A 24196-nucleotide genomic window follows, 5' to 3' on the forward strand; every position below is an offset into this window, starting at 1 on the left:
CTCAAATGCCGACGTCGTTCATGTGGCAAGCCAGGTCCACCATGCGGCAGGCGTAGCCCATCTCGTTGTCGTACCAAGCGTAGATTTTGAGCAGTGTGCCGTCGGTCACCAGGGTCGACAGCGCGTCCACGATGCTGCTTCGCGTGTCGCGGGCGTAATCGGCGCTGACCAAGGGGCGCTCCTCATAACCCAAGATGCCCGCTAAGGGGCCTTGCGCTGCAGTCGCAAACAAGGCGTTGACTTCTTCGGCGCTGGTTTCGCGCTTCATCTCGAACACGCAGTCGGTCAGCGAAGCGTTGAGCACCGGGGCACGCACCGCGTGGCCGTTGAGCTTGCCTTTGAGTTCGGGGTAGATCAGGGCAATCGCGGTGGCGCTGCCGGTGGTGGTGGGGGCCAGGCTCATCATGGCGCTGCGGGCGCGGCGCAGGTCTTTGTGCGGCGCGTCCACCACCAAGTTGGTGTTGGTCGGATCGTGGATGGTGGTGATTTGGCCGTGTTTGATGCCGATGGCTTCGTGCACGACTTTGACCACGGGGGCTAGGCAGTTGGTGGTGCAGGATGCGGCTGTCACGATGCGGTCTTTGGCCGGGTTGTAAAGCGTGTGGTTGATGCCCACCACGATGTTTAGCACATCGCCCACTTTGACGGGCGCGGCCACGATCACGCGCTTGGCCCCCCGGTCCAAATGGCCCTGAATGGTTTCAGGCGTCAAAAACTTGCCGGTGCATTCGAGCACCAAGTCCACACCCATGTCGCCCCAAGGAATGTCGGCCGGGTTGGCGTGCGAGGAAAAGCCCAGGGTGCGATCACCGATGCGGATCTGGCTGTCGCCATCTGCTTCGATGCGCTCGCGCCATTTGCCCTGCACGCTGTCAAACGCCAGCAAATGGGCGGTGGCCGCAGCACCGCCCTTGAGCTCGTTCAGGTGCACCACCTCCAGGCGGTTGCCCGCGCGCGGGTCGTCCGATTGGCGCTCTGCAGCGCCCATGGCCGCACGCAGGGCCAAACGACCAATGCGGCCCATTCCGTTGATACCGACTTTCATGTTTGATCCTTCGATGGTTCTGGAATTGTCAATGAGTGGACTTTGCCACGTTTGTGTGACTAAACCATGACAAGTTGGCCACCCAGCGCCTTTTTGTATGTGCTGCTCTTGCAGCAATGGGATTTATTGACATCAAAAAGTCACAAAAAACCTTTTCAATAAGATCACTTTTAAGGAGTTTTCATGTCTCACCACGATCACGATCCCATCTTCAACACATCGAACAACCCTCACTTTCAGGATGTTTTGGCCCAATCACTGCAAAACCCTGCGCGCCGCGGTTTGCTGCGCGGTGGTTTGGGTCTGGCGGGTCTGGCCATGCTGCCCGGTTGTGCCAGCATGGTTTCGGGTACGGCCACAGCACCTGCGGCGCTGGGCTTCCCATCGGTGGACAAAAGTCTGCTGGACAACGTGATCTTGCCGCCCGGCTACCAGTACACGGTTTTGCACGCCACAGGCGATGCGCTCGATTCAGCCCTGCCTGCTTACTCCAACAAGGGCGTTGAATCCGATGACTGGTCCCGCCGAATTGGTGATCACCACGACGGCATGGACATTTATTACATCGATGCCAATGGCCGTTACTCCGAGAAAGAAACGGGCCGCGCCGTGCTGTGTGTGAACCACGAAAGCTCTGCCGATGCCCACTTCATGCACCCCAACGGCCAAACTTCCAACGGTGTGAGTGGTAAAAAATTCACGCAATTTGGTGACTGGGATTTGGGTTCGCGCCCCGAGTTGGAAGTGCTCAAGGAAATCAACCACCACGGCGTTTCGGTGGTGGAGATTGTCAAAACCCCACAAGGCTGGCGCATCAAGCAAGACTCGCCTTTGAACCGCCGCATCACGGCCCAAACACCGGCCCGCATCAGCGGCCCCCGCGCTGAAATCGACAACATCCGCAATTTCATGGTGACCCGTTGGGACACGGCAGGTTCTATGTCGCGCGGCACTTTGAACAATTGCGGCCACGGCAAAACACCCTGGGGCACTTATTTGGGCTGCGAAGAAAACTGGGCGTTTTACTTCCAGGCCATGGGCACAGGCACTGGCCTGTCCCCCAAAGAGGTGGCGGCACGCCGTCGTTATGGCGTCGCTGCTGCAGCCCCTGCTGCCGGTGTGCAAAAAGCCATCAGCCAAGGCTGGCACACCGTGTCGGCCACCGACGACCGTTTTGCCCGTTGGAACTTGGCCGCCACGGGTGCCAATGCCGAGCGTGACTTCCGTAACGAAGCCAATACCTTTGGCTACAACGTCGAAATCGATCCGTTGGCCCCCAATTCCACGCCCGCCAAGCGCGTGGCCATGGGCCGTTTTGCCCACGAAGCCGCCGTTTGCAGCCTGCCCAAGGCGGGCGAGCCTTTGGCCTTTTACATGGGCTGTGACGCCCGCAACGAGTACATCTACAAATTTGTCTCCACCGCTGTTTGGGACCCGCGTGATGTGGGCGGCGGTTTGGTGGCCGGCGACAAGTATCTGGGTGAGGGCAAACTCTACGCAGCGCGTTTTGATGCCACGGGCCAAGGCCAATGGCTGGAGTTGACCATCGCCGATCCACGCATTGCCAGCTACAGTGCCTACAAATTTGCCAACCAGGCCGATGTATTCGTCAACGCACGCCATGCAGCCGATGCTGTTGGCGCCACCAAGATGGACCGTCCAGAGTGGGGTGCTGTCAACTACCGTAACGGCGAGGTGTATTTCGCCCTGACCAACAACAACGCTGCCAGCCGCACCCCCACCAAGGTGGACCCGGCCAACCCCCGCGCCTACATGGACTTGGATGGCAAAAAAGGCACCGGCAACCCGCACGGCCACATCATCCGATTCAACGAAGCAGGTCAAAAATCCACGTCCAAAGCTTTTGCTTGGGACATCTTCCTGTTCGGTGCAGAAGAAGACTCGGGCGATGCCAACTTGTCCGGCTTGAGCGCCAAAAACGCGTTCTCATCGCCTGACGGCCTGTGGTTCAGCAAAGCCACGGGCATTTGCTGGATTCAAACCGACGATGGCGCCATGACCGACGAAAGCAACTGCATGATGCTGGCTGCTATTCCTGGCCAAGTGGGCGACGGCGGCAAAGTCACCGTGAAAAACAAAATGGTGGTCGGTGGTGTTGAGCAAACCGGCACCCAAGAGACTTTTGTGGGCGCCGCTTTGGGTGATGCCAAACTGCGCCGCTTCTTGGTGGCCCCTAAGGGGGCGGAAGTGACCGGCATCACGGAAACCGCTGATGGCCGCACTTTGTTCGTCAACATCCAGCACCCCGGCGAGTTGTCCAAGCCATTGGCTTCGGGCGAAGCCCCACAAAGCGTCTGGCCTGGCAACCAGGGTTATGGTGTGCAAGGCCGCCCACGTTCGGCCACGATCGTGATCACGCGCAAGGATGGTGGTGTGATCGGGCTGTAAAGCCCAAGGGCCCAATGTTCACAGCAGCCGGGCGATGGCCTCGACATCCTCGGCGAACATTTGGCCCTTTTCCGCCAACAGCACTTTGTGCTGTCTGTCTATCAAGAGCGTGATGGGCAAGCCCTTGGGTTTGGGAAACTGTTTGCGCCATTCGGGGCTGGCCCAAGCTGCCGGAAAGGTGTAACCGCGTTTTTGCAGGTAAGCCTGAGCGTCTTCGGGCTTTTTGTCGATGGACAAGGCCAGCATGCGCAGGCCTCGGCTTTTTTGCGACTGCCACAGCGCCTGCATGCTGGGGCTTTGCAAGGCGCAAAAGGGGCAGGTGCTGGACCACCAGTAAAGCAGCAAGGGCTGGCGCTCGTGCTGGAAGTCCTGGCCATTGAGCAAACGGATGGGCGGTACGCTCAGCACATCGCCGACTCGGGGCATGGCGGGTGCCATGGCTTCCAGAGCTGCCTCGGTGGGGCTTTGAGCTTGAGCCCTGGCCCAAGGCAACAAAGCCCCCAAGCCCAAGCCCAGCGCCATTTGCCTGCGTGTTGTCAAAGCCAGCGGTGACAAATTTGGGTTGTGCATCGTGAAGTCGGGATTTGATTTGGATGAAGAATAACCGGAAAAAAACCTGACTATTTGACACAAGACTGTCACAATTCGCCGCTAAAGTGACATCAGTCCTCAAGAAAACCATCTTGTGGGTCATGAACTTACACCCTCAACCAGGAGTTGATATGTTGAAATTGAAATCTTTTGTGGCTGCCATTGGCCTGAGCGCCGTCGCAGTTGCCAGCTTTGCCGCCGACATCACCGGTGCGGGCGCGACTTTCCCCTTCCCAATCTACGCCAAGTGGGCTGAAGGCTACAAGGCCGCCACTGGCACGGGCATGAACTACCAGTCCATCGGTTCTTCCGGCGGCATTCGCCAAATCCGCGCCAAGACTGTGACTTTCGGTGCCACAGACGCCCCAGTTCCGGGCGCTGACTTGGACAAAGACGGCATGGTTCAGTTTCCCGCCATCATCGGCGGCACTGTGCCTGTGATCAACTTGGACGGTTTCAAGCCTGGCGAATTGCGCGTCACAGGCCCAGTGTTGGCCGAGATGTTCATGGGCAAAATCAGCAAGTGGAACGATCCCAAGTTCGCCGCATTGAACCCCGGCAAAACCCTGCCCAACGAGATCATCACCGTGGTGCACCGCGCTGACGGATCCGGCACCACCTTCAACTGGACCGACTACCTGACCGCAGTCAGCAAAGATTGGGCTGACTCCGTGGGCAAGGGTGCTGCAGTGAAGTGGCCAGCGCCAACCTCGGTCGGTGGCAAAGGCAACGAAGGTGTCGCGGCCAACGTGAACCGTGTCAAGGGTTCTTTGGGTTACGTGGAATACGCTTACGTCAAAAAGAACAACATGAATTTCATGCAAATCCAAAACGCCAATGGCAAATACGTCAGCCCTGATGATGCAACATTCGCCGCCGCCGCAGCTGGTGCCGATTGGTTCAGCGTGCCGGGCATGGGCGTCTCCATGGTCAATGCCAAAGGTGACAACAGCTGGCCTGTCAGCACGGCCTCTTTTATCTTGATGTACAAAGCCCCAGCTGACAAAGCTGCCTCGGCCGAAGCCCTCAAGTTCTTCGACTGGTCTTTCAAAAATGGCAAAAAAATGGCTGCCGATCTCGACTACGTGCCATTGCCTGACAGCTTGACCGATCAGATCCGTTCACGAGTCTGGTCACAAATCCAGAAGTAATCCAGGCTCTGGTCTGTCATCCGTCGGTTGTGATTCAGCGACCGACGGATTTCTTGTTTAATTTGATGCACTTTGTTTGATGGGTCAAGACATGCAAACCCCCCTCTCCAGCGCGGACAACAGCAGCCATTTGATGGCTGTGGTGAAGCGCCAGCGGCTGCAAGACGTGTTGTTTCACCGCCTGACGCAGTTGTTCTCCCTGTTGGTTCTGGTGGCCTTGGCCGGGATCATTGTTTCTTTGTTCATCAACGCTTGGCCGACGTTTGCCAAATTCGGTGCGCGTTTCATTTGGTATGTCGAGTGGGACATCATCAATGAAGAGTTTGGAGCGGCGATTGCCATCGCGGGCACACTGGCCAGCGCTGGCATTGCCATGTTGGTGGCGGTGCCTTTGGCTTTTGGCATTGCGGTTTTCTTGACCGAGACCTGCCCCGTTTGGCTGCGTCGTCCTTTGGGTACGGCCATTGAATTGTTGGCAGCGGTGCCCTCCATCATTTACGGCATGTTTGGCCTGTTTGTGTTTGCGCCCTTGTTTGCCGACTACATCCAGGTGCCGCTGCGTGATGTGCTGGGCGGCATGCCCATCATCGGATTCCTGTTTGGGGGGGCCACGAACGGCATGGGTATTTTGGCGGCGGGCATTGTGCTGGCCTTCATGGTGCTGCCTTTTGTGGCTGCGGTGATGCGTGACGTGTTCGAAATCACGCCGCCCATCCTGCGGGAGTCGGCCTATGGTTTGGGCTGCACCACTTGGGAGGTGGTGCGCAAAATCGTGTTGCCTTACACCCAAAAAGGGGTCATCGGCGGGATCATGTTGGGTCTGGGTCGGGCGCTTGGCGAGACCATGGCTGTGACCTTTGTGATCGGCAACGCCAACCGCATGCCGACCTCGCTGTTTTCTCCTGGCACGTCCATCGCGTCGACCTTGGCCAACGAATTCGGCGAAGCCGCCGACTTCCACATGTCTTCTCTGTTTGCTCTGGGATTTTTGTTGTTTGTGATCACGTTTGTGGTGTTGGCCTTGGCCAAAATCATGATCAATCGGGCTGAAAAAGCCAAGGGGTTCTGACATGGCGATGAACATGAATCACGCACTGTACCGACAGCGCCGAGTGGCCAACGCTTTGGGCATGGTCAGCTCCATGCTGGCCATGGCATTGGGCTTGACCGTGTTGCTCTGGATTTTGGTGGTTTTGTTTTCCAACGGCTTTGCCGCACTGGACTGGAACATCTTGACCAAGGACACACCTGCGCCAGGCACCGAGGGTGGGGGCTTGCGCAATGCCATCGTGGGCAGTTTGATGATGGTCGGCCTTTCTGTGTTGGTGGCGACGCCCGTGGGCATCTTGGCGGGCATTTACCTGACTGAATACGGCGATCAAAGCAAAACAGCCGAACTCACCCGTTTTGTGACCGACATCATGTTGTCGGCACCCTCGATCGTGATCGGTTTGTTTGTTTATGCCATCGCCGTGGCTACCTTGGGCGGATTTTCTGGCTACGCAGGCAGCCTAGCGCTGGCGCTGATTGCTGTACCAGTGGTCATGCGAACCACTGAAAACATGCTCCGCCTGGTGCCTGGTAGCTTGCGTGAGGCGGCTTTCGCCCTGGGCGCGCCGCGTTGGAAAGTGTCTTTGTCGGTGACGCTGCGCGCGGCCAAGAGCGGTGTGATCACCGGTGTTTTGCTGGCCATTGCCCGTATCAGTGGTGAAACAGCGCCCTTGTTGTTCACCGCATTGAGCAACCAGTTCTACAACGATGACATGAGCAAGCCCATGGCCAATTTGCCAGTGGTGATTTTCCAGTTCGCGATGAGCCCCTATGACAACTGGATTCGCCTGGCTTGGGGTGGGGCACTCTTGATCACCTTGACGGTTCTGATTTTGAACATCTTGGCCCGCGTGTTTTTCAGGGACAAAAAATCAGCCTGAGGCTGACGGTTCCGAAAACCACTGCTTTTCTCTTTGCATTTACAGGAATTCTCATGCCTGACAAGAAACCGACTCAAAACGCCCTCGAAGTTCGAAATCTGGACTTTTATTACGGCAAATTCAAAGGCCTGAAAAACGTCAACCTCGACATCGCTGAGCACCGCGTGACGGCCTTCATCGGCCCCTCGGGCTGCGGTAAGTCCACTTTGCTGCGCACGCTCAACCGCATGTACAGCCTGTACCCCGGTCAGCGTGCCGAAGGCGAGATCAAGTTTTATGGTCAGAACATCCTGGACAAAGGCCAGGACCTGAACTTGCTGCGTGCCCAAATTGGCATGGTGTTCCAAAAGCCCACGCCGTTTCCCATGTCGATTTACGACAACATTGCTTTCGGTGTGCGCCTTTATGAAAACCTCAGCCGCTCCGACATGGACGACCGTGTCGAGTCGGCTCTGACCAAGGCCGCGATTTGGAACGAAGTCAAGGACAAGCTGGGTCAAAGCGGTCTGTCGCTCTCGGGTGGTCAACAGCAGCGTTTGTGCATTGCCCGCACCGTAGCCGTCAAACCCAAAGTCATTTTGCTGGACGAACCCACATCGGCTTTGGATCCGATTTCGACCGCCAAAGTCGAAGAGTTGGTGAGCGAATTGAAAAAGGAATACACCGTGGCCATCGTGACGCACAACATGCAGCAAGCCGCTCGTGTGTCCGACTTCACGGCTTACATGTATTTGGGCGAACTGGTGGAGTTTGGCCAGACCGAACAAATCTTCATGAAGCCTGCCAAGCAGGAAACCGAAGACTACATCACCGGCCGTTTCGGCTGAACAGGAGTACCCCATGGACAAACACATTTCAAGCCAATTCGATGCCGAACTCACCGGCGTTTCTTCCCGTGTTCTGGAACTGGGTGGTCTGGTCGAGTCGCAAACACGCCACGCTGTGTATGCCTTGGCCCAGTTCAGCTCCGAAGTGGCTGACCAAGTGGTGGCCACTGAAAAGCAGGTCAACGCACTCGAAGTTGAGATTGATGCCGAATTGGCATCGATCATCGCGCGCCGTCAGCCCACGGCCCGTGATTTGCGTTTGCTGATGGCGATTTCCAAGATCACCGGTAACCTGGAGCGTGCCGGCGATGAAGCTGAGCGAATTGCCCGCATGGTCAAGCTGATCCTGGATCAAGGCAGTCCGCGTAACTTGCCATCTTCCGAGTTGCGTGTGGCGGCCGACCTGGCCACCGGCTTGCTGCGCAAAGCGCTTGATGCCTTTGCCCGCCTGGATGTGAACACGGCGCTGGTCATCTTGAAAGAAGACGACTTGATCGACGCCGAGTTCAACGGCTTTGTGCGCAAGCTGGTCACTTACATGATGGAGGACCCACGCACGATTTCGGCCAGCTTGGACCTGCTGTTTGTGGCCAAGGCCATCGAACGCATTGGCGACCATGCCAAGAACATCGCCGAGTTTGTTATTTATGTCGTCAAAGGTGCTGACGTTCGTCACACCGCTTTGACCGAGATTGAAAAAGCGGTGCAATGAGAAACATCCCTCGGATCTTGATTGTCGAGGACGAACCGGCCATCGCCGAGCTGATTGCGGTGAATCTTCGGCACAACGGCTTTCAGCCGGTGTGGGCCATCGATGCCGAAACTGCGCAGCGCGAACTCGACGAAATCCTGCCCGACGCGATTTTGCTGGACTGGATGCTGCCAGGCGAGAGTGGCTTGGCGCTGGCCCGCAAGTGGCGTGCATCGGCACGCACCAAGCCTGTGCCCATCCTGATGCTCACGGCGCGCGGTGACGAGGCCGACCGGGTAGCAGGGCTGGATGCGGGCGCTGACGATTACATCGTCAAACCGTTTTCACCCCGTGAGCTGCTGGCACGCATCCGCGCCGTGTTGCGTCGCCGGGTGCCCGAGTCTTCGGGGGGCGTGGTCAAAATGGGCGACTTGCAACTCGATGCCGACACGCACCGGGTCAGTCTGGTCGACAAGCCACTCAAGGTGGGCCCCACCGAGTTCAAACTCTTGCATTATCTGATGCGCCACCCTGAGCGTGTGCACAGCCGAGGATCTTTGCTTGACAAGGTTTGGGGCGACCACGTTTACATCGAAGAGCGCACGGTGGATGTGCACGTCAAACGTCTGCGCGAATCGCTGGGCGAGGCGGGCAGCATGATCGAGACCGTGCGCGGTGCAGGCTACCGTTTCACCCCCACTCCTTCCGTTTGAAGTCAGGTGACGCATGTTTTTTTGGCTTCTCGAAATGCTCTTCCTGGTGGGCTTGGCGGGAGCTCCCGGCTGGTTTTTAGGCGGTGCCTTGGGGGCTTTGCTGGGTGCGCTCATTGCTTTGTTCATCTATGGCGCCACGCTGCTGTGGAAGTTGGACCGACTTGAGCGCTGGCTGAGTGCGCCAACTTTGCACCAAGACCCGCCATGGCATGGTGTTTGGCGTGAGATTTCGGTGCGCGTGCAGCGGATGCTGCGGCAACAGGAAAAGTTGGCCGCTGTGCACCAAAAACAGCTGCAAGATTTCTTGCAGGCGATTCAAGCCTCGCCCAATGGCGTGATCTTGTTGGACGAGGAAGCGCGCATCGAATGGTGTAACGACACTGCTGCGGCGCATCTGGGCCTGGATGCGCAAAGAGACCGCATGCAACACATCGTGCATTTGGTGCGCGACCCCGTGTTTGCGCGGTACTTTGCGCAAGATGATCATGTCTCGGAGGTGGTCATTGAAGGCCGTGCCAGCTCAGCTTTGAACCGCCAAAAACTGTCGGTGCAATTGCATGCCTATGGTGAAGGGCGCTCGTTGCTGTTGAGCCGTGACATCACGGCAGTTGCTCAGGCCGATGCCATGCGCCGCGATTTTGTGGCCAACGTGTCGCATGAAATCCGCACGCCATTGACGGTGCTCAGTGGGTTTGTGGAAACCCTGCAGTCCATTCCCATGGATGCGCAGGCCACTCAGCACTACCTGCAACTCATGTCGGCGCAATCGGATCGCATGCAGTCCTTGGTGGCCGATTTGTTGATGCTGTCGCAACTCGAAGGCAGCCAGTTGCCCAGCACGCAAGAAAAAGTTTCATTGGCTGCTTTGATGCTGCAAGTGACGACCGAAGCCCAGGCATTTTCGGATTGGATGGCCAACAAAGGCGAGGGCGCTGTGCACCAATTGGAATTTTCTCCGGTGCCGGATGTGTATTTGCTGGGTGCGCGTTCGGAGTTGTTGAGTGCGGTCTCCAACTTGGTGAGCAACGCGATCCGGTACACCCCATTGGGAGGGCGCATACAGATTCACTGGTCCAGCACCCCCGAGGGCTTGATGTTCACCGTCAAGGATTCAGGCCCCGGCATTGCAGCCGAGCATTTGCCGCGTTTGTCCGAGCGGTTCTATCGGGTGGACCGCAGCCGGTCCAGAGAAACCGGTGGCACCGGCTTGGGTCTCGCCATCACCAAGCACGTCATGCAACGCCATGGCGGCGAGCTGCGCATCGAAAGCGTGTTGGGTCAGGGCTCGACTTTTAAATTGGTTTTTCCACAAAGCCGTGTTGTGGCCGACTTTAGCTGACCCTTGCTCATGCTGCGTGCATACGCAGTGATCACTTTTAAAGTCTCTTTAAAGACCCAAAATGTGTCGTGATTTCTTCATGAAAATGACACGCTTGATTCACGATGGAGGTGGAACATGACATGCAAACTTGGAGGTTTGCCATGCGTGTCACAGTCATCGGTTCGGGTTATGTTGGTTTGGTCACAGGCGCTTGCTTGTCTGACCTAGGGTTCAAGGTGGTTTGCCTGGACAAGGATGAAGAAAAAATCCGAGCCTTGCAAGAAGGGGACGTACCCATTTACGAGCCAGGACTCAAAGAGCTGCTCACTCGCAATCGGGCCGATGGACGCATTCGCTTCACCAGCGATGCCTGTGAGGCGATCGAGCATGGCGACATCCTTTTCATCGCCGTGGGCACGCCACCGGCCGAAGATGGTTCAGCCGACTTGGGGCACGTCTTGTCTGTGGCGGCCACCATTGGGCGCAACCTGAAGGGGTTCAAGCTGGTGGTCAATAAATCCACGGTGCCCGTGGGAACGGCTGACAAAGTGCGTGCTGCGATTTCGCATGAGTTGGTTCACAGGGGCATGTCGCCAGAATTGTTTGATGTGGTGTCCAACCCGGAGTTCCTCAAAGAAGGGGCCGCCATTGATGACTTCATGCGACCCGACCGGATTGTGGTGGGCGTCGATGAGGGCCTGCACCATGCCCGCAGCCGCCGCATGATGGGTGATCTGTATGCCAGCTTCAACCGCCATCATGCCCGTACCGTCTGGATGGATGTGCGCAGTGCCGAGTTGACCAAATATGCGGCCAATGCCATGTTGGCTGCTCGCATCTCATTCATGAATGAAATGGCCAACTTGGCCGATGTGCTGGGAGCGGATGTGGATCACATTCGTCGAGGCATTGGGGCTGACAGTCGAATTGGGCACAGCTTTTTGTATGCGGGTTGTGGTTATGGGGGCAGTTGCTTTCCCAAGGACACGCAGGCTTTGGTCAACACCGCCAAGTCCCATGGGCACAGCATGGCAGTGGTCAGTGCCACGGAGATGGTCAATGAGCGACAGAAAACAATTTTGGTCGAACGATTGACGCAGCACATGGGCCATGATTTGGCAGGTCGAAAAATTGCGGTTTGGGGCTTGGCCTTCAAGCCCAACACGGATGACATGCGCGAGGCACCCAGCCGCGTCGTGATTCGTCAATTGCTGTTGCGTGGTGCACACGTCAGTGCCTTTGACCCTGTGGCAGGCGTTCATGCGCTGCAGGCTTTGCGTTCCGATTTGAGTCAAGAGCTTCATCTGCTGGAGCGGTTTGAATTGGCGACCTCAGACATGCAGGCCTTGGAGGGCGCCGATGCCTTGATGGTGTTGACCGAGTGGAAGAATTTCCACAACCCGGATTTCGAGGCCATGAAGGCCCTGATGCGCAAACCCTTCATTTTGGACGGCAGAAACCTCTACAACCCAGAAGCCCTGAGCGAATTGGGTGTGGCCTACCAAGGAGTGGGCAGGCGCAATCATTTGGCGCAGCTGATGGATTTCGACATACAGACCGAAGTGCAAGTCGCTCCTGAATTCATGAATGCCTAAGGGCTTTGCTTTTTTGATCCTGGCCCAGTTTTTCAGCGGGCTGGCCGACAACGCCTTTTTGTTGCTGGGCATTTTCTTTTTGCAGGAGCAAGGCTATCCCGCATGGTGGGCACCCCTGCTGAAAATGGTCTTCACTTTGTCTTATGTGGTGTTGGCCAGCGTCGTGGGACCTGTTTCCGATGCTTTTCAAAAGCGCCATGTCATGTTGGCGATGAATTTGCTCAAGTTGTTGTCGGTCGTCTTGTTGTGGACAGGTTTCAGCCCTCTGCTGGCCTTCGCACTGACAGGCTTTGCGGCCTCTGTCTATGCCCCGGCGAAATATGGCTTGCTCACTGAAACTGTGCCTCCAGCGAATCTGGTCAAGGCCAACGCCTTTCTGGAAGTGTCGGTGGTGCTGTCCGTTTTATGGGGTGTGGTGTTGGGCGGTTGGCTGATGGACTCAGGGTCTTGGGAGGCTGATGGACCTCAAAGTGTCTTTGGTTGGACCACAACCGAATGGCTGATTGAAACCCAAATCGGTTTTGGTTTGGGTGTGATCTGCCTCTTGTATGTGTTGTCTGCAGTCCTGAACTTTGGAATGTATGCCTTGCGCTCGCCTGCGCAATTGGCGTGGTCTTGGGCGGATATGCGTTGGTCTGCTTTTTGGGTCAACCACGTGAACCTGTGGCGAGACCCATTGGGGGGCGTTTCTTTGCGTGTCACCACTTTCAGCTGGGGTGTGGGCGCCGTGCTGCAGTTCATGGTCCTGGTGTGGGCGCAGACGCAGGCAGATTTGACTTTGCAAGCCGGGGCGTATTTGCAGGGTTTGGTGGCATTGGGGGTCATCGGTGGCGCAGTCATGGCGGCGCTCACTTGCCGCATCTTTCGTGCCCGAAGGCAGAGGGTATGGGCTGTGGTGCTGGCCTGTTTGATGCCCGCTTTGGCCGTGACACAAAGCGTGTGGCTGGCTGTGCCCATGATGCTGGCGGCAGGCTGGGCGGGGGGCATGTTGCTTGTGCCCATGAATGCCTTGTTGCAACACCGTGGCCTCAAGATCATGCCACCAGGGCGTTCTATTGCTGTCCAAGGGTTCAACGAAAACCTGAGTGTGTTGGTGATGCTGGGCTTGTACAGCCTGCTGCTGACCTGGGATTGGCCCCTATTGGCCATGATGCTGTGCCTGTCATTGCCCTTGTGGATGGCTGTTTTGCCATGGCGCCGCAGGTCAGTTAAGCAGGATTTAACGCTCAGTTAGAACGCCCGTCAGCACCCTTCGGAACATGTTTTCCACCTCGGTGGCAATGCTGGACCATTCCCATTTTCGAATGCTGTCTTCTGCATTCAAGCGAGCCTCTTGCAAGGTCGAGGCTTTTTGTGTGATAGCCAAGGCTCGCAGGACAAAGCGTTGTGCATCTTCGTCTTGTACAAGCCAGCCATTGCGTTCATCTGAAATGACTTCTTTGGCAGCGGCGCAGTCAAACGCCAGGACCGGGGTGCCGCTGGCCAGAGCTTCCAAGGTCACGTTGCCAAAGGTTTCGGTGAGGCTGGGGAACATGAACAGATCTGCACTGGCGTAAGCCACGGCCAATTGCGCGTGCGTCGCCATGCCCATGAAAATGGCATCCGGGCAATCGATCTGGAGTTTGGCCCGGTAGGGACCATCACCACAAAAAACCAGTTTGACTGACCGGTTTTTTTGCTTCAAGGCTTGGTAAGTTTTTACCGTCAAGTCGAGATTTTTTTCTGCCGCCAAGCGCCCCACCGACAAGATGACCAAGGTCTTGTCATCGACTTCCCATTGCTTGCGCAAACTGGTGCTTCGTTTTTCGGGGTTAAAAAGCTGGGTGTCCACACCCCGTGCGACCACTTGGAGATTGTGAAAGCCCAGGACCTTGAGTTGATCGTGCATGGCTTGCGTTGGCACCATGGTGCACAAGGTGCGGTTGTGAAATTTGCGCAAGTAAGCCACGATGGGTTTTTGCAGCCAACCGACGCCATAGTGTTTGCTGTAGCTTTGAAAATTGGTTCTGAAGTCGGAAGTGACGGGCAGGCGCAAAACCCGGGCCGCTTGCAGGGCCGACCAACCCAGGGGGCCTTCGGTGGCAATGTGGACCAAATCAGGCCGCTGCAAACTCCAGGCCTTGATGAGTGACTTTTTGCTGGGAAACCCCAGCTTGAGCTGTGGGTAGCGCGGTATGGGCATGCCCTTGATCAGCAGTTCACTCCAGCCTTCCCGATGGCTTTCGGTTTCGTGGCGGTCTTGCCTGGGGCGAATGAGTTGGATCGTGTGTTGGCGCAGGCTCAGCTCTTGGATGAGCCGTGAAAGAGTCAGTGCAACGCCGTTGACCTCGGGTGGCCAGGTCTCAGTCACTACCGCAATGCGCAGCGGGGCATTGGCGGGTACAAAATTTTCGACAAAAAAGGACGCGTTGTCTGATTCAAGCATGACGCTATCGTGAACGCAGGTTTTAACAGTTTGATGACAAAAGCCATGTCACTGTTTTTTCACACGAATTGATGATGATCTTCACACATTCAACTAGAGGGGTTTCTGTGAAAGATTTCTTGAAAGCTTTGGAAGTGCAGCGTTGGGACGATCACCGTTACTACCACCATTGCCGCATCAACCAGTCCTTGCACTTGCTCAGTGCCATGGCTTTTGTGGTCGCTTACGGGATGCTGTGGATCGATCCGGCCATGGCCGCATTGCTCGCTTGGATGGTTTCCATGACTTCGCGGCAAGCCGGTCACTTCTTCTTTGAGCCCTTGGGCTATGACCACGTCAACGAAGCCACCAATGATTTTAAGGAAGAGATCAAGGTGGGCTACAACTTGCGCCGCAAGGTGGTGTTGTTGAGTGTCTGGGCTCTTTTGCCATTGGCCATTTACATGAATCCTGGCTTCATGGGCTTGCTGCCTGTGCACGAAACCTGGTTTGAATTTTTGCGGGCTGTGGGTTTTGCCTGGCTGTATTTGGGTGCGGCGGCTTTGCTGTTCCGCACGGTGCATTTGTTTTTTTTGCACGACGTGCAAACCGGACTGGTCTGGATGACCAAGATCATCACCGATCCGTTTCACGACATTTACCTGTATCACCGGGCGCCTTGGCAGTTGCTGCGAGGTGAGCGCTTCGCCGACAACACTTTCCGCACCGGTCGCTGATGGCTGAAAACCCCGGTTCACTCTGCCATGGTGAACCGGGGTTTGGCTTCAGCGAAACAGTGTTTCTTTCAGGATGCTGCGGCGGATGGATTTGTTGGTCATCTCTGGGGCATGCCACCACCAGCCATCTCGCTGCATGTCTTGAGCTGCCAATACAAACTTTTGAAGCACCGCTTCAAAGTCGGCGTCGCTGTAGTTGAGACTGAAGATCAAACGACCCGTCCCCACCCAACTGAGCGCCAATCCATGCAGCCTGAGGTAGTACTGCAGCATCCAGTTGTACCGACTGGGCTGGGTGTAAAAGAGAGTCCAGACGCTCGACATGTTGGCTGCTTGCAAGGGCAGTTCATGCTTTTGCATGGTGCTGTTGAATTGGGTGGCGCGGGCATTCCAGCGTTCGTCCAAGCCTGCGTAAATGGCCTTGATTTCGGGGGTTTCCAGTTGTTCAAGAAAGACCGACATCGCCCCCATCACCGCAGGGTGTGCGTTGAATGTGCCACGCGCAAAGCAAATATCAGCCGGTCGTTTTTCATTGAAGCGGCGCATCCATTCGCGCTTGCCGCACACCACACCGACAGGAAATCCACCGCCCAGGGTTTTGCCATAAGTGACCATGTCCGCCTGAACGCCAAAGTAAGCCTGCGCGCCCCCTGCGGCCAATCGGAAGCCCAAAAAGACTTCGTCAAATATCAATGCAATGCCGCGTTCTGTGCAGACCTGTCGCAAGGCCTTGAGCCAAGCGGTGTAAGCCTCGCGGTCATAAGCGGCGCGACGGCTGCTGTCCACCAGGGTCGAGTCGCCCGGTGCGTTCGTGTTGGTGTGCAGCGCCTGCAAGGGGTTGATCAGCACGCAAGCGATGTCCTTGCGGGTGCGCAAAACTTGCAAGCTGCGCTCGTTCATGTCGCTCAAGGTGTAGGTTTCGCGCGGAGGCATCGGGTTGCCAGGGCCGGGTTGAACGTCTTCCCACCAGCCGTGGTAAGCCCCACAAAAACGCACGATGTTTTTGCGACGTGTGTGGTAACGGGCCAGGCGAACGGCTTGCATCACGGCTTCGGTGCCCGACATGTGAAACGACACCTCGTCCAGGCCAGAAATGGCTTTGAGACGATTGGCGTTGTCGGCCACCACCGGGTGGTAAGAACCCAGCACGGGGCCCAACGCTTGGGTGCGTGCCATGCCCTCGGCCATGGTGCGTTTGTAAAAGTCAGCGCCAAACACGTTCACGCCATAAGAGCCGGTGAGGTCGTAAAAAACCTGACCGTCCAGATCGGTGACCTGCACGCCATGGGCCGATTGCAAGAACGAGCCGACCTTCAGGTGCTCGCGGACCACCGGGCTGAACTGGAAGGGCACGCGGTAGGCCGCGATGAATTGCATGTCAGAGATGTTCTCGCGTGCCGCCGCGGTGGCTTCGATGCTCAGGCGGTGGCGCGTTTGCAACGTTTGGCCCAAGGCAAAAAATGCCGCACGGCGTTGCACCTGAATGTCTGTGGGTGCACCGTCGCAGCCGAAAAATTCAGTCTCGTCGAAGCCGTAACCCGGCAGCCAGCGCGCCAGCCGTTTGGCCATGCGCGAGTGACCTGCCAGCGAGCGGTGCTTGGCGCGCGAGAGTTGAATGCGCCGATGCAGGCTTGGGGCCAAAGTGGCCAGTACGCCCAAACTGATCCAAGTGGAGTTCACAGCAGTTTCCTTGTGTCAATGAAATTTCTTTTTATTCAAATTGAGTGACAACATGATGAAGATTCGCCGACTTTTTCAAAGCTGGATGCTGCAAGAAGACCTGAATTTCTTGCTCACCAACCGCATCCCGCGCATCACTCTGACCCGGTTCATGGGCTGGTGGAGCCAGATCCGACACCCTTGGGTGGTCAAGTCGTCCATGGCGGTTTGGCGCTTGTTCAGTGATCTGGATTTGAGTGATGCCAAGCACACCCAATTTGACAGCTTGCATGCGTGCTTCACGCGTGAGCTCAAGCCTGGGGCTCGGGTGGTCAACCTGGACCCCATGCTCATGACTTCGCCATGCGATGCCATCGTGGGCGCGTGCGGCACCATCACGCAAGGCCAGGTTTTTCAGGCCAAAGGTTTCCCTTATCAGTTGGAAACTTTGCTGGGCACATCCGCGCGCTGTCAGCATTGGCCTGCCGCGCTGGAAGGGGGCACCTACATCACCTTGCGCCTGACCAGCAGCATGTACCACCGATTCCATGCACCGCACGACGTGCAGCTCCAGCATGTGACTTACATCTCGGGTGACACTTGGAATGTGAACCCAGTGGCATTGGCGCGTGTACAAGAGCTGTTTTGCAAAAACGAACGGGCGGTCTTGCACATGCAAACGCAAGAGGGCGTTCCTTTCTTGATCGTGCCCGTGGCAGCTGTATTGGTGGCCAGCATGCGCTTTCATGCGGTTGATGTCTTGCTCAACCTGCGCTACAAAGGCCCGAACGAAATGCCCTGTGCTGCGGCCTATGTCAAGGGCCAGGAAATGGGCTGGTTTGAGCACGGCTCCACCATTTTGGTGTTTGTGCCCAAAGGTTTTGCCTTGGCCGAGGGCATCGCGCCGGGCGTGCAAATTCAAATGGGCCAGGCCTTGGTGCGTCAGTTGGCTTAACAGGTCTTTGGATCAGCACATTGGCCATCCGACCTGTTGACACAAACTCAATTGAAACATGCCCGTCAAAGCGGGCCTGGTCAATGTGTTGTCCTGTTTCAATATTTTTCAGGCACGATCATCTCAGCAGGTACCGGGTGTCGGATGTAGTCCGGATTGCGCACCCGTCCAGGTAGTTCCACTTGCGCGTGCTCCACCTCGTGGTAAGGCACTTGGTTGAGCAAGTGATCGATACAGTTGAGTCGTGCTTTTTTCTTGTCGACCGCTTGCACTACCCACCAAGGTGCTTCGGGGATGTGGGTGCGCTCGATCATGGTTTCTTTGGCGCGGGTGTAATCTTCCCAGCGGCGGCGGCTTTCCAGGTCCATGGGGCTGAGCTTCCACTGCTTGAGCGGGTCGTGGATGCGACCTAAAAAGCGGGCGTGCTGCTCGTCATCGGTGATGGAGAACCAGTACTTGACCAGCTGAATGCCACTGCGCACCAGCATTTTTTCGAACTCGGGCACCGAACGGAAGAACTCCTCGTACTCTTGGTCGTTGCAAAAGCCCATGACTTTTTCAACCCCCGCGCGGTTGTACCAACTGCGGTCAAACAGCACGATTTCGCCCGCTGCTGGCAAATGTGAGATGTAGCGTTGAAAGTACCACTGTGTTTTCTCGCGGTCGTTGGGCGCAGGCAAGGCGGCCACGCGGCAAACCCGGGGATTGAGACGTTGCGTGATGCGTTTGATCACACCGCCTTTGCCGGCGGCGTCGCGGCCCTCAAAGAGGATGACCATGCGGTGGCCCGTTTTGACCACCCAGTCTTGCAGCATCACCAGCTCGGATTGCAGACGCAACAGCTCCCTGAAATACCGGATGCGTTCACCCGTCTGGGCATCGTTGGCTGCGGTCCCTGCTTCCCAGCGGTCGTCGAGCTCCAACTCCAGTTCTTCGTCAAGGCTGTCCAGCAAGTCTTCGCGCAATTGGAGAAGTTGTTTTTCGGGCAATGGGACGTTGGATGTCATTGATAGCAAGCCGAGGGCATAAAAATGACAGTGTCTGGTGCTTTGTTGAAAGTTTGATGACACACACTTTGAGAGAACTTTGGATGTGGCTGCGGTCACAGGTTGCCAGTCATGTTCTTTCTTGAATTCTTGAAGAACGCTTTATTTGAGATCTTTAAGCCGCGCATGTACTGTTCATGAAGCTCGATGGAGTGAGGCGTTTTAAAAGAACAGTGATCACTTTAGGCTGATGGAGGTCATCACTTGATGGGTTTGGCAGATGCTGGTTGCTGGTGCCACCATATGGATGTAACCAGTATCCAGCAAGGCACAATTGGGCCACGATGAAGACGGCAATGATTGATTCTTTATCCCCCTCCTTTTTTAGGTTGTTCACATGCGTGTTTTATTGGCTGAAGACGATGAGCTTCTGGGTTCTGGCCTGAAAGCGGGTCTGCAGCAGCAGGACTTTTCGGTGGACTGGGTGCGCGACGGTGTTGCAGCCGAGCGTGAGCTTTTGACCGGGGTCTACGAAGCTTGTGTGCTCGATCTGGGCTTGCCGCGTCAGGATGGCATGCAGTGCCTGGCGGCGGTGCGGCGACAAAAAATGATCACCCCGGTGCTGATTTTGACGGCGCGCGACGGTGTGCCCGATCGCATTGCTGGACTGGACACCGGTGCCGATGATTACTTGGTCAAGCCTGTGGATTTGATGGAGTTGGCCGCACGTTTGCGGGCACTGGTGCGCCGAGCCCATGGCGTCGCAGAGCCCACCCTGGAAGCAGGGGACTTGCGCCTGGACCCGGCCTCGCGTCAGGTGTGGCTTGGTGACAGAGGGGTCGAGTTGTCGGCTCGTGAATACGACGTGCTTCTGATCTTCATGCGCCATGCAGGCCGGGTACTCACGCGTGCGCAGATTGAGCAGCACTTGTACCAATGGGGTACCGAGGTGAGCAGCAACACTGTTGAGGTTCATATTTACAACCTGCGCAAAAAGCTTCGCGCGGATGTGATCGAAACTTTGCGCGGCGTAGGTTATATGCTGCCCCGGCAAGTCAAGGCATGAACACCGCTCGACCCGCTTCCCTTCAGTGGCGTCTGACGCTCAGCCTCTTGTTGGCCACGGGCCTGGTATGGGCCTTGGTGCTGGTCATCACGTGGTTCAAGACTGAGCATGAACTCAATGAACTGCTGGACGCCCATCTGGCCCAAACCGCTGCGGTGCTGGCTGCGCAGGCCAGCGATGGGCACGATGGCGACTTCACCATGGCACCGATGTTGCACAAATACCAGCCGCGCGTTGCTTTTCAGGTCTGGCATGGCAAAGAACTGATCTTTCGCTCGGCGGCGGCTCCGGTCGCTTCTTTGGCACCCTGGGACCCAAATGGCATCTCCGATCAATGGCTCGATCGTCAAGCCTGGCGTGTCTTTGTCACCCCTGGGCGTGAGCCTGATGTCCGTGTGATGGTGGCTGAGTTGCAATCGGCCCGCAGCGATATTTTGAAGGCAGGACTGAAGTCGGCCATTGTGCCCATGCTGCTGGCTTTGCCTGTCTTGGCCTTGTTGATTTGGGGTGCGATTTTCAAGTCCTTTGCGCCACTGCGGCAACTGAGTCAGTCGGTTTCGCTGCGCCAAGCCGATGACCGACAGCCTTTGACCGAAGTGGTTTCTGCAGAGGTGTTGCCGCTGGTGAAGGCCTTGAATCGTTGGTTCTTGCAAATGGCCCAACTCATGGAGGGGGAGCGTCGTTTCACGGCCGATGCCGCGCACGAACTGCGTACGCCCATAGCGGCCATACGCATGCAGGCGCAAGTCGCGAGAGGGGCCGATTCCGACCGTGACCGCACGATGGCTCTGGATGCCGTGTTGCGGGGGTGTGATCGCGCCTCGCGGCTGGTGACGCAGCTTTTGCAACTCGCGCGGCTGGATGCTGACGATGTCACACAGGGCAACTCGGTCTGCGATGCTGTCATGGAAACGCGGGCCACTTTGGCTGATCTGGGGCCGCAGGCGCTGGCCCGAGAGCAAATCATGAGCCTGGATGCGCCCGATTCATTGCACTTGCGCATGCCACCCGGTTTGGTTGGGGTGCTGGTGGGCAATCTGGTGGACAACGCCCAGCGTTACAGCCCCGAGCGAGCCCATGTCCGAGTGCGCTGGGAGGCTTCGCCTGTTCCGTGCCTGTGGGTGGAGGACAGCGGCCCGGGTTTGAACTCTGCAGATCTGGATCGCTTGGGTGAGCGTTTCTTTCGGGTCCCAGGCCATGGTGCGGATGGCAGTGGCTTGGGGTGGTCGATTGTGCGGCGTCTGGCGCAGCGCTACAGCTTGCAGGTGACGCTGGGGCGCAGCAAGGACTTAGGCGGCTTGCTCGTGTCCTTACGCTGGCCTGCCGCTTAGCTGCAAAGCCAGTCCGAGTGCGTGTGACGAATCAGCGATGGCCCTTGGGTTGTCGCTGCCATGCGCTCATGACCCCATGCAAAACCGAAATCCCAACACCACTGAGCAAACCCGATGCGAGAGCCATGAGCAGGGGCCAAAGCGGCAGCGGCTCAAATTGAAGAGGGCCTGCGAGCCAAGGCCAATGGATGGCCACAGCCAGAAAAAAACCGGCCAGTGCGATCACCGCGTAGGCGACGGCATTGGGGGTGCGCAGGCTGCGCCAAAACTGCCACGCGCCTGCACGGTTGGACAGGATCAAAGCGGCATTGCCGGTGATCAGTGTGACGAACAGCATGGCTCTGGTTTGTGCTTCGCTCAAAGCTGCCGCGAAAGGCGCCGAGTCATGCGGCGCTGTCCACGGCATGGACCAAGCCGCCGCGCTTGCGCTTGGCCAGTGCTTTGCCAGGTAAAAGGTCAATCCCACGCAGGCCAACACGCAAAGTCCTTGCCCCAAGGCGAGGCCGATGGCCTGAGCGCCAAACAGGGCGGCACGGGTATCGCGGGGTGGCTGCTGCATCACCTTCTCTGGTGCGGGCTCGTTCTCGAACGCGAGGGAGCAGGCCGGGTCAATCACCAATTCCAGCAAGGCCACATGCAGGGGCAGCATCAGCGGTGGCCAACCCATGAGCATGGGCACCAGGGCCATGCCCGCGATGGGGATGTGGATGGCAAAGATGTATTGCATGGACTTTTGCAGATTGCCAAAAATGCGACGGCCTAAACGGATCCCTCGAACGATGGAGGCGAAGTTGTCGTCCACCAGCACCAGGTCGGCCGCTTCCCGCGCCACGTCGGTGCCGCGGGCGCCCATGGCGATGCCCACGTGTGCGGCTTTCAGGGCCGGGGCGTCGTTCACGCCATCGCCTGTCATGGCCACCACCTGGCCTTGGGCTTGCAGCGCCTGCACGATGCGCAGCTTCTGGTGCGGCGAGATGCGGGCGCAGACCGTGACCTGCCGCAGCCGCTGGCCCAAAGCCACACCATCCAAGCCCTCCATGGCTTCCCCCGTCAAAGTTTGCCCATCTGGCAGTCCGGCCTGTCTGGCGATCTCTTGCGCGGTGGCTGGAAAGTCGCCCGTGATCACGATGACCTGAATGCCTGCCGATTGGCAGTCGGCCACAGCTTGGGGAATTTCGGGGCGCAAGGGGTCGGTCAGCCCAATCAGGCCCAGCCACACAAAGTCAAAGTCGTCGGGGGTGTCAGGATAGCTTTGGCCATCGAATCGGCTGTGTGCCACCGCCAGCACGCGCAAACCTTGTCTGGCCATGTCCGCCACACCAGCCAGCCAGTGCTGCCGAGCGTCTGGACTCAGGTGACACAGATCCATGATGGCTTCGGGCGCTCCTTTGGCCGAGACCACATGCGGGTCGCCTGCTGCGAACTGCCAGACATGCGACATGGCTTTGAGGCTGGGGCTCAGTGCGTAGCTGTGCACCAGTTGGCCTGAGCCGAATGCCCGATTTCCCCCATTCAAATGGTGCTGTCCCATGGCGTGGAAGGCGGTTTCCATAGGGTCAAAGGGCGTGGGGGCACTGGCCAAAATCGCGTGTTCAATCAAGGGGTGAAAAGCTTCTGGCAGGGGCAGCGCGAGAGTCGGTGAAGCGGTGGCTTGGCCTGGGGCTGGTGTGTGCCAGAGCAGGGTGTCGTCCGGCTCAGCGCTGCCTACCGTAACGGGCACGGCCAGCGCCGTCACGGTCATGCGGTTTTGCGTCAGGGTGCCGGTTTTGTCGGTGCACAGCACGCTGATCGCGCCCAGGGTTTCGATCGCATTGATGTGCCGGGTGAGCACGCCTTCACGCGTCAGGCGACGCGCTCCCATGGCCGGAAACAGCGTGAGGACCACGGAATATTCTTCGGGCAGGATGGCCATGGCCAACGCGATGCCCGACAGCAAAGCCGGCACCCATTGACCGTTGCGCCAGCCCAGGGTCAGCACCATCACCACGCACAGTACGCCCACCAGACTGGCCAGCACCCGGACCAGTCGTGCGGTTTGTTGCTGTAAGGGCGTGTCGGCTTCGTGTACCTGATTCAAGGCCACGCCAATCTGTCCGATCTGGCTGCGCACGCCGGTGGCGGTAACCCGCAGTTGCCCGCTGCCGCGCACCACAAATGTGCCGCCATGCACACAGGAGGCTGTTGGGGGTTTGATGGACAAATCGCTGCCCGGCAGCGGCTCCAAGGGGTGCTTGTCTACGGTCACCGATTCCCCAGTCAACAGGGATTCGTCCAATTGCAGGTTGTTGGCCTGCAGCAGCCAGCCGTCTGCGGCCACACGGTCGCCTTCCGACAGCAGCAAGCAGTCCCCAACCACGACTTCGCTGGCCGGAACCTGTTGCATTTGTCCATCCCTCAGCACAAGGGCTTGCGCTTGCGTGAGCTGTCGCAGGGCTTCGATGGCTGCCTCGGAGCGGCCTTCTTGGTAAAAGCTGAGCACCAGCACGGCCAACACAAACACCGACAGCGTCAGTCCTTCGGTCAGGTCGCCCAGCAGTATGTACAACAGCGCCGCAGTGACCAGCAATGCGAACATGGGCTGGCGCAATGTGTCGGCCAAGCGTCGCCACACGGAGCGACGCGCGCCTTTCGTCACCTCGTTGGGTCCCTCTTTGGCCAACCGTGTGCGGGCCTCAGCTGTTGTCAGCCCGTGGGCGGTGGTAAGGTGGTCGAGTGGTTGCTGAGCTGCCATGGTCATCGCCCAGTTTGTGAGCACTCAGCCATGCAAGTGTTGACCGCCGTCAA

20 protein-coding genes are annotated in these 24196 nt (G+C 57.6%); 14 read left to right on the forward strand and 6 right to left on the reverse strand.

Annotation, left to right across the window (positions count from 1 at the left end; genetic code table 11):
- Position 1 precedes the first annotated feature (1 nt).
- The gene (locus tag ACZ5SR_RS04725; protein ID WP_464450416.1) at positions 2–1045 is read right to left on the reverse strand and encodes an ArsJ-associated glyceraldehyde-3-phosphate dehydrogenase; all 1044 of its coding nucleotides are present in this window, start codon (positions 1043–1045) and stop codon (positions 2–4) included.
- 183 nt (positions 1046–1228) lie between these two features.
- Between ACZ5SR_RS04725 and ACZ5SR_RS04730 the strand changes: the two genes are divergently transcribed.
- Complete coding sequence (locus ACZ5SR_RS04730; RefSeq protein WP_464450417.1) at positions 1229–3454, forward strand: PhoX family protein; 2226 nt, start codon at positions 1229–1231, stop codon at positions 3452–3454.
- A gap of 18 nt (positions 3455–3472) precedes the next feature.
- Here ACZ5SR_RS04730 and ACZ5SR_RS04735 read toward each other — a convergent pair whose 3' ends face one another.
- The gene (locus ACZ5SR_RS04735) at positions 3473–4024 is read right to left on the reverse strand and encodes a TlpA family protein disulfide reductase (protein WP_464450418.1); all 552 of its coding nucleotides are present in this window, start codon (positions 4022–4024) and stop codon (positions 3473–3475) included.
- A 152-nt stretch (positions 4025–4176) separates the two neighbouring features.
- Here ACZ5SR_RS04735 and pstS point away from each other — a divergent pair, with 152 nt between their 5' ends.
- From pstS to lplT, 9 genes are all read left to right on the forward strand, one after another.
- The gene (pstS, locus tag ACZ5SR_RS04740; protein WP_464450419.1) at positions 4177–5196 is read left to right on the forward strand and encodes a phosphate ABC transporter substrate-binding protein PstS; all 1020 of its coding nucleotides are present in this window, start codon (positions 4177–4179) and stop codon (positions 5194–5196) included.
- A 91-nt stretch (positions 5197–5287) separates the two neighbouring features.
- A complete protein-coding gene (gene pstC / locus ACZ5SR_RS04745) occupies positions 5288–6265 on the forward strand; it encodes a phosphate ABC transporter permease subunit PstC (protein ID WP_464450420.1) in 978 nt (325 codons plus the stop codon).
- A gap of 7 nt (positions 6266–6272) precedes the next feature.
- The gene (gene pstA / locus ACZ5SR_RS04750; RefSeq protein WP_464450421.1) at positions 6273–7127 is read left to right on the forward strand and encodes a phosphate ABC transporter permease PstA; all 855 of its coding nucleotides are present in this window, start codon (positions 6273–6275) and stop codon (positions 7125–7127) included.
- A gap of 53 nt (positions 7128–7180) precedes the next feature.
- Entirely contained in the window at positions 7181–7954 is a 774-nt protein-coding gene (gene pstB / locus ACZ5SR_RS04755; protein WP_464450422.1) for a phosphate ABC transporter ATP-binding protein PstB, read from the forward strand.
- A gap of 13 nt (positions 7955–7967) precedes the next feature.
- Positions 7968–8666 (forward strand): phosphate signaling complex protein PhoU, encoded by a 699-nt coding sequence (gene phoU / locus ACZ5SR_RS04760; RefSeq protein WP_464450423.1) that lies wholly within the window; start codon positions 7968–7970, stop codon positions 8664–8666.
- Positions 8663–9358, forward strand: coding sequence for a phosphate regulon transcriptional regulator PhoB (gene phoB / locus ACZ5SR_RS04765; protein ID WP_464450424.1), 696 nt, complete (start codon positions 8663–8665; stop codon positions 9356–9358). Before phoU ends, phoB begins: the two co-directional genes overlap by 4 nt.
- Before the next feature lie 13 nt (positions 9359–9371).
- Complete coding sequence (gene phoR, locus ACZ5SR_RS04770) at positions 9372–10697, forward strand: phosphate regulon sensor histidine kinase PhoR (protein WP_464450425.1); 1326 nt, start codon at positions 9372–9374, stop codon at positions 10695–10697.
- A 143-nt stretch (positions 10698–10840) separates the two neighbouring features.
- Positions 10841–12274 carry a UDP-glucose dehydrogenase family protein gene (locus ACZ5SR_RS04775; RefSeq protein WP_464450426.1) on the forward strand — a complete coding sequence of 478 codons (1434 nt, stop codon included), beginning with the start codon at positions 10841–10843 and terminating at the stop codon, positions 12272–12274.
- Entirely contained in the window at positions 12267–13508 is a 1242-nt protein-coding gene (gene lplT / locus ACZ5SR_RS04780) for a lysophospholipid transporter LplT (RefSeq protein ID WP_464450427.1), read from the forward strand. Before ACZ5SR_RS04775 ends, lplT begins: the two co-directional genes overlap by 8 nt.
- Here lplT and ACZ5SR_RS04785 read toward each other — a convergent pair.
- Positions 13494–14699, reverse strand: a complete 1206-nt coding sequence (locus ACZ5SR_RS04785; protein ID WP_464450428.1) for a glycosyltransferase family 4 protein — start codon at positions 14697–14699, stop codon at positions 13494–13496. The genes lplT and ACZ5SR_RS04785 overlap by 15 nt on opposite strands.
- A gap of 107 nt (positions 14700–14806) precedes the next feature.
- Between ACZ5SR_RS04785 and ACZ5SR_RS04790 the strand changes: the two genes are divergently transcribed.
- Positions 14807–15415 (forward strand): hypothetical protein, encoded by a 609-nt coding sequence (locus tag ACZ5SR_RS04790; RefSeq protein ID WP_464450429.1) that lies wholly within the window; start codon positions 14807–14809, stop codon positions 15413–15415.
- A gap of 48 nt (positions 15416–15463) precedes the next feature.
- Here ACZ5SR_RS04790 and ACZ5SR_RS04795 read toward each other — a convergent pair whose 3' ends face one another.
- Positions 15464–17095, reverse strand: a complete 1632-nt coding sequence (locus ACZ5SR_RS04795; RefSeq protein ID WP_464450430.1) for an aminotransferase class III-fold pyridoxal phosphate-dependent enzyme — start codon at positions 17093–17095, stop codon at positions 15464–15466.
- A 52-nt stretch (positions 17096–17147) separates the two neighbouring features.
- Here ACZ5SR_RS04795 and asd point away from each other — a divergent pair, with 52 nt between their 5' ends.
- Positions 17148–18029: an archaetidylserine decarboxylase gene (gene asd, locus ACZ5SR_RS04800; protein ID WP_464450431.1), complete on the forward strand. Its 882-nt coding sequence runs from the start codon at positions 17148–17150 to the stop codon at positions 18027–18029.
- Between the two features lie 98 nt (positions 18030–18127).
- Here asd and ppk2 read toward each other — a convergent pair whose 3' ends face one another.
- Positions 18128–19036 carry a polyphosphate kinase 2 gene (ppk2, locus tag ACZ5SR_RS04805; protein WP_464450432.1) on the reverse strand — a complete coding sequence of 303 codons (909 nt, stop codon included), beginning with the start codon at positions 19034–19036 and terminating at the stop codon, positions 18128–18130.
- Positions 19037–19412: 376 nt separating this feature from the next.
- Here ppk2 and ACZ5SR_RS04810 point away from each other — a divergent pair, with 376 nt between their 5' ends.
- Positions 19413–20081: a winged helix-turn-helix domain-containing protein gene (locus ACZ5SR_RS04810; protein WP_464450433.1), complete on the forward strand. Its 669-nt coding sequence runs from the start codon at positions 19413–19415 to the stop codon at positions 20079–20081.
- Complete coding sequence (locus ACZ5SR_RS04815) at positions 20078–21412, forward strand: histidine kinase dimerization/phospho-acceptor domain-containing protein (RefSeq protein WP_464450434.1); 1335 nt, start codon at positions 20078–20080, stop codon at positions 21410–21412. Before ACZ5SR_RS04810 ends, ACZ5SR_RS04815 begins: the two co-directional genes overlap by 4 nt.
- Positions 21413–21443: 31 nt before the next feature.
- Here ACZ5SR_RS04815 and ACZ5SR_RS04820 read toward each other — a convergent pair whose 3' ends face one another.
- Positions 21444–24143 carry a cation-translocating P-type ATPase gene (locus ACZ5SR_RS04820; RefSeq protein WP_464450435.1) on the reverse strand — a complete coding sequence of 900 codons (2700 nt, stop codon included), beginning with the start codon at positions 24141–24143 and terminating at the stop codon, positions 21444–21446.
- Positions 24144–24196 lie beyond the last annotated feature (53 nt).

Source organism: Limnohabitans sp. TEGF002 (assembly GCF_055395845.1).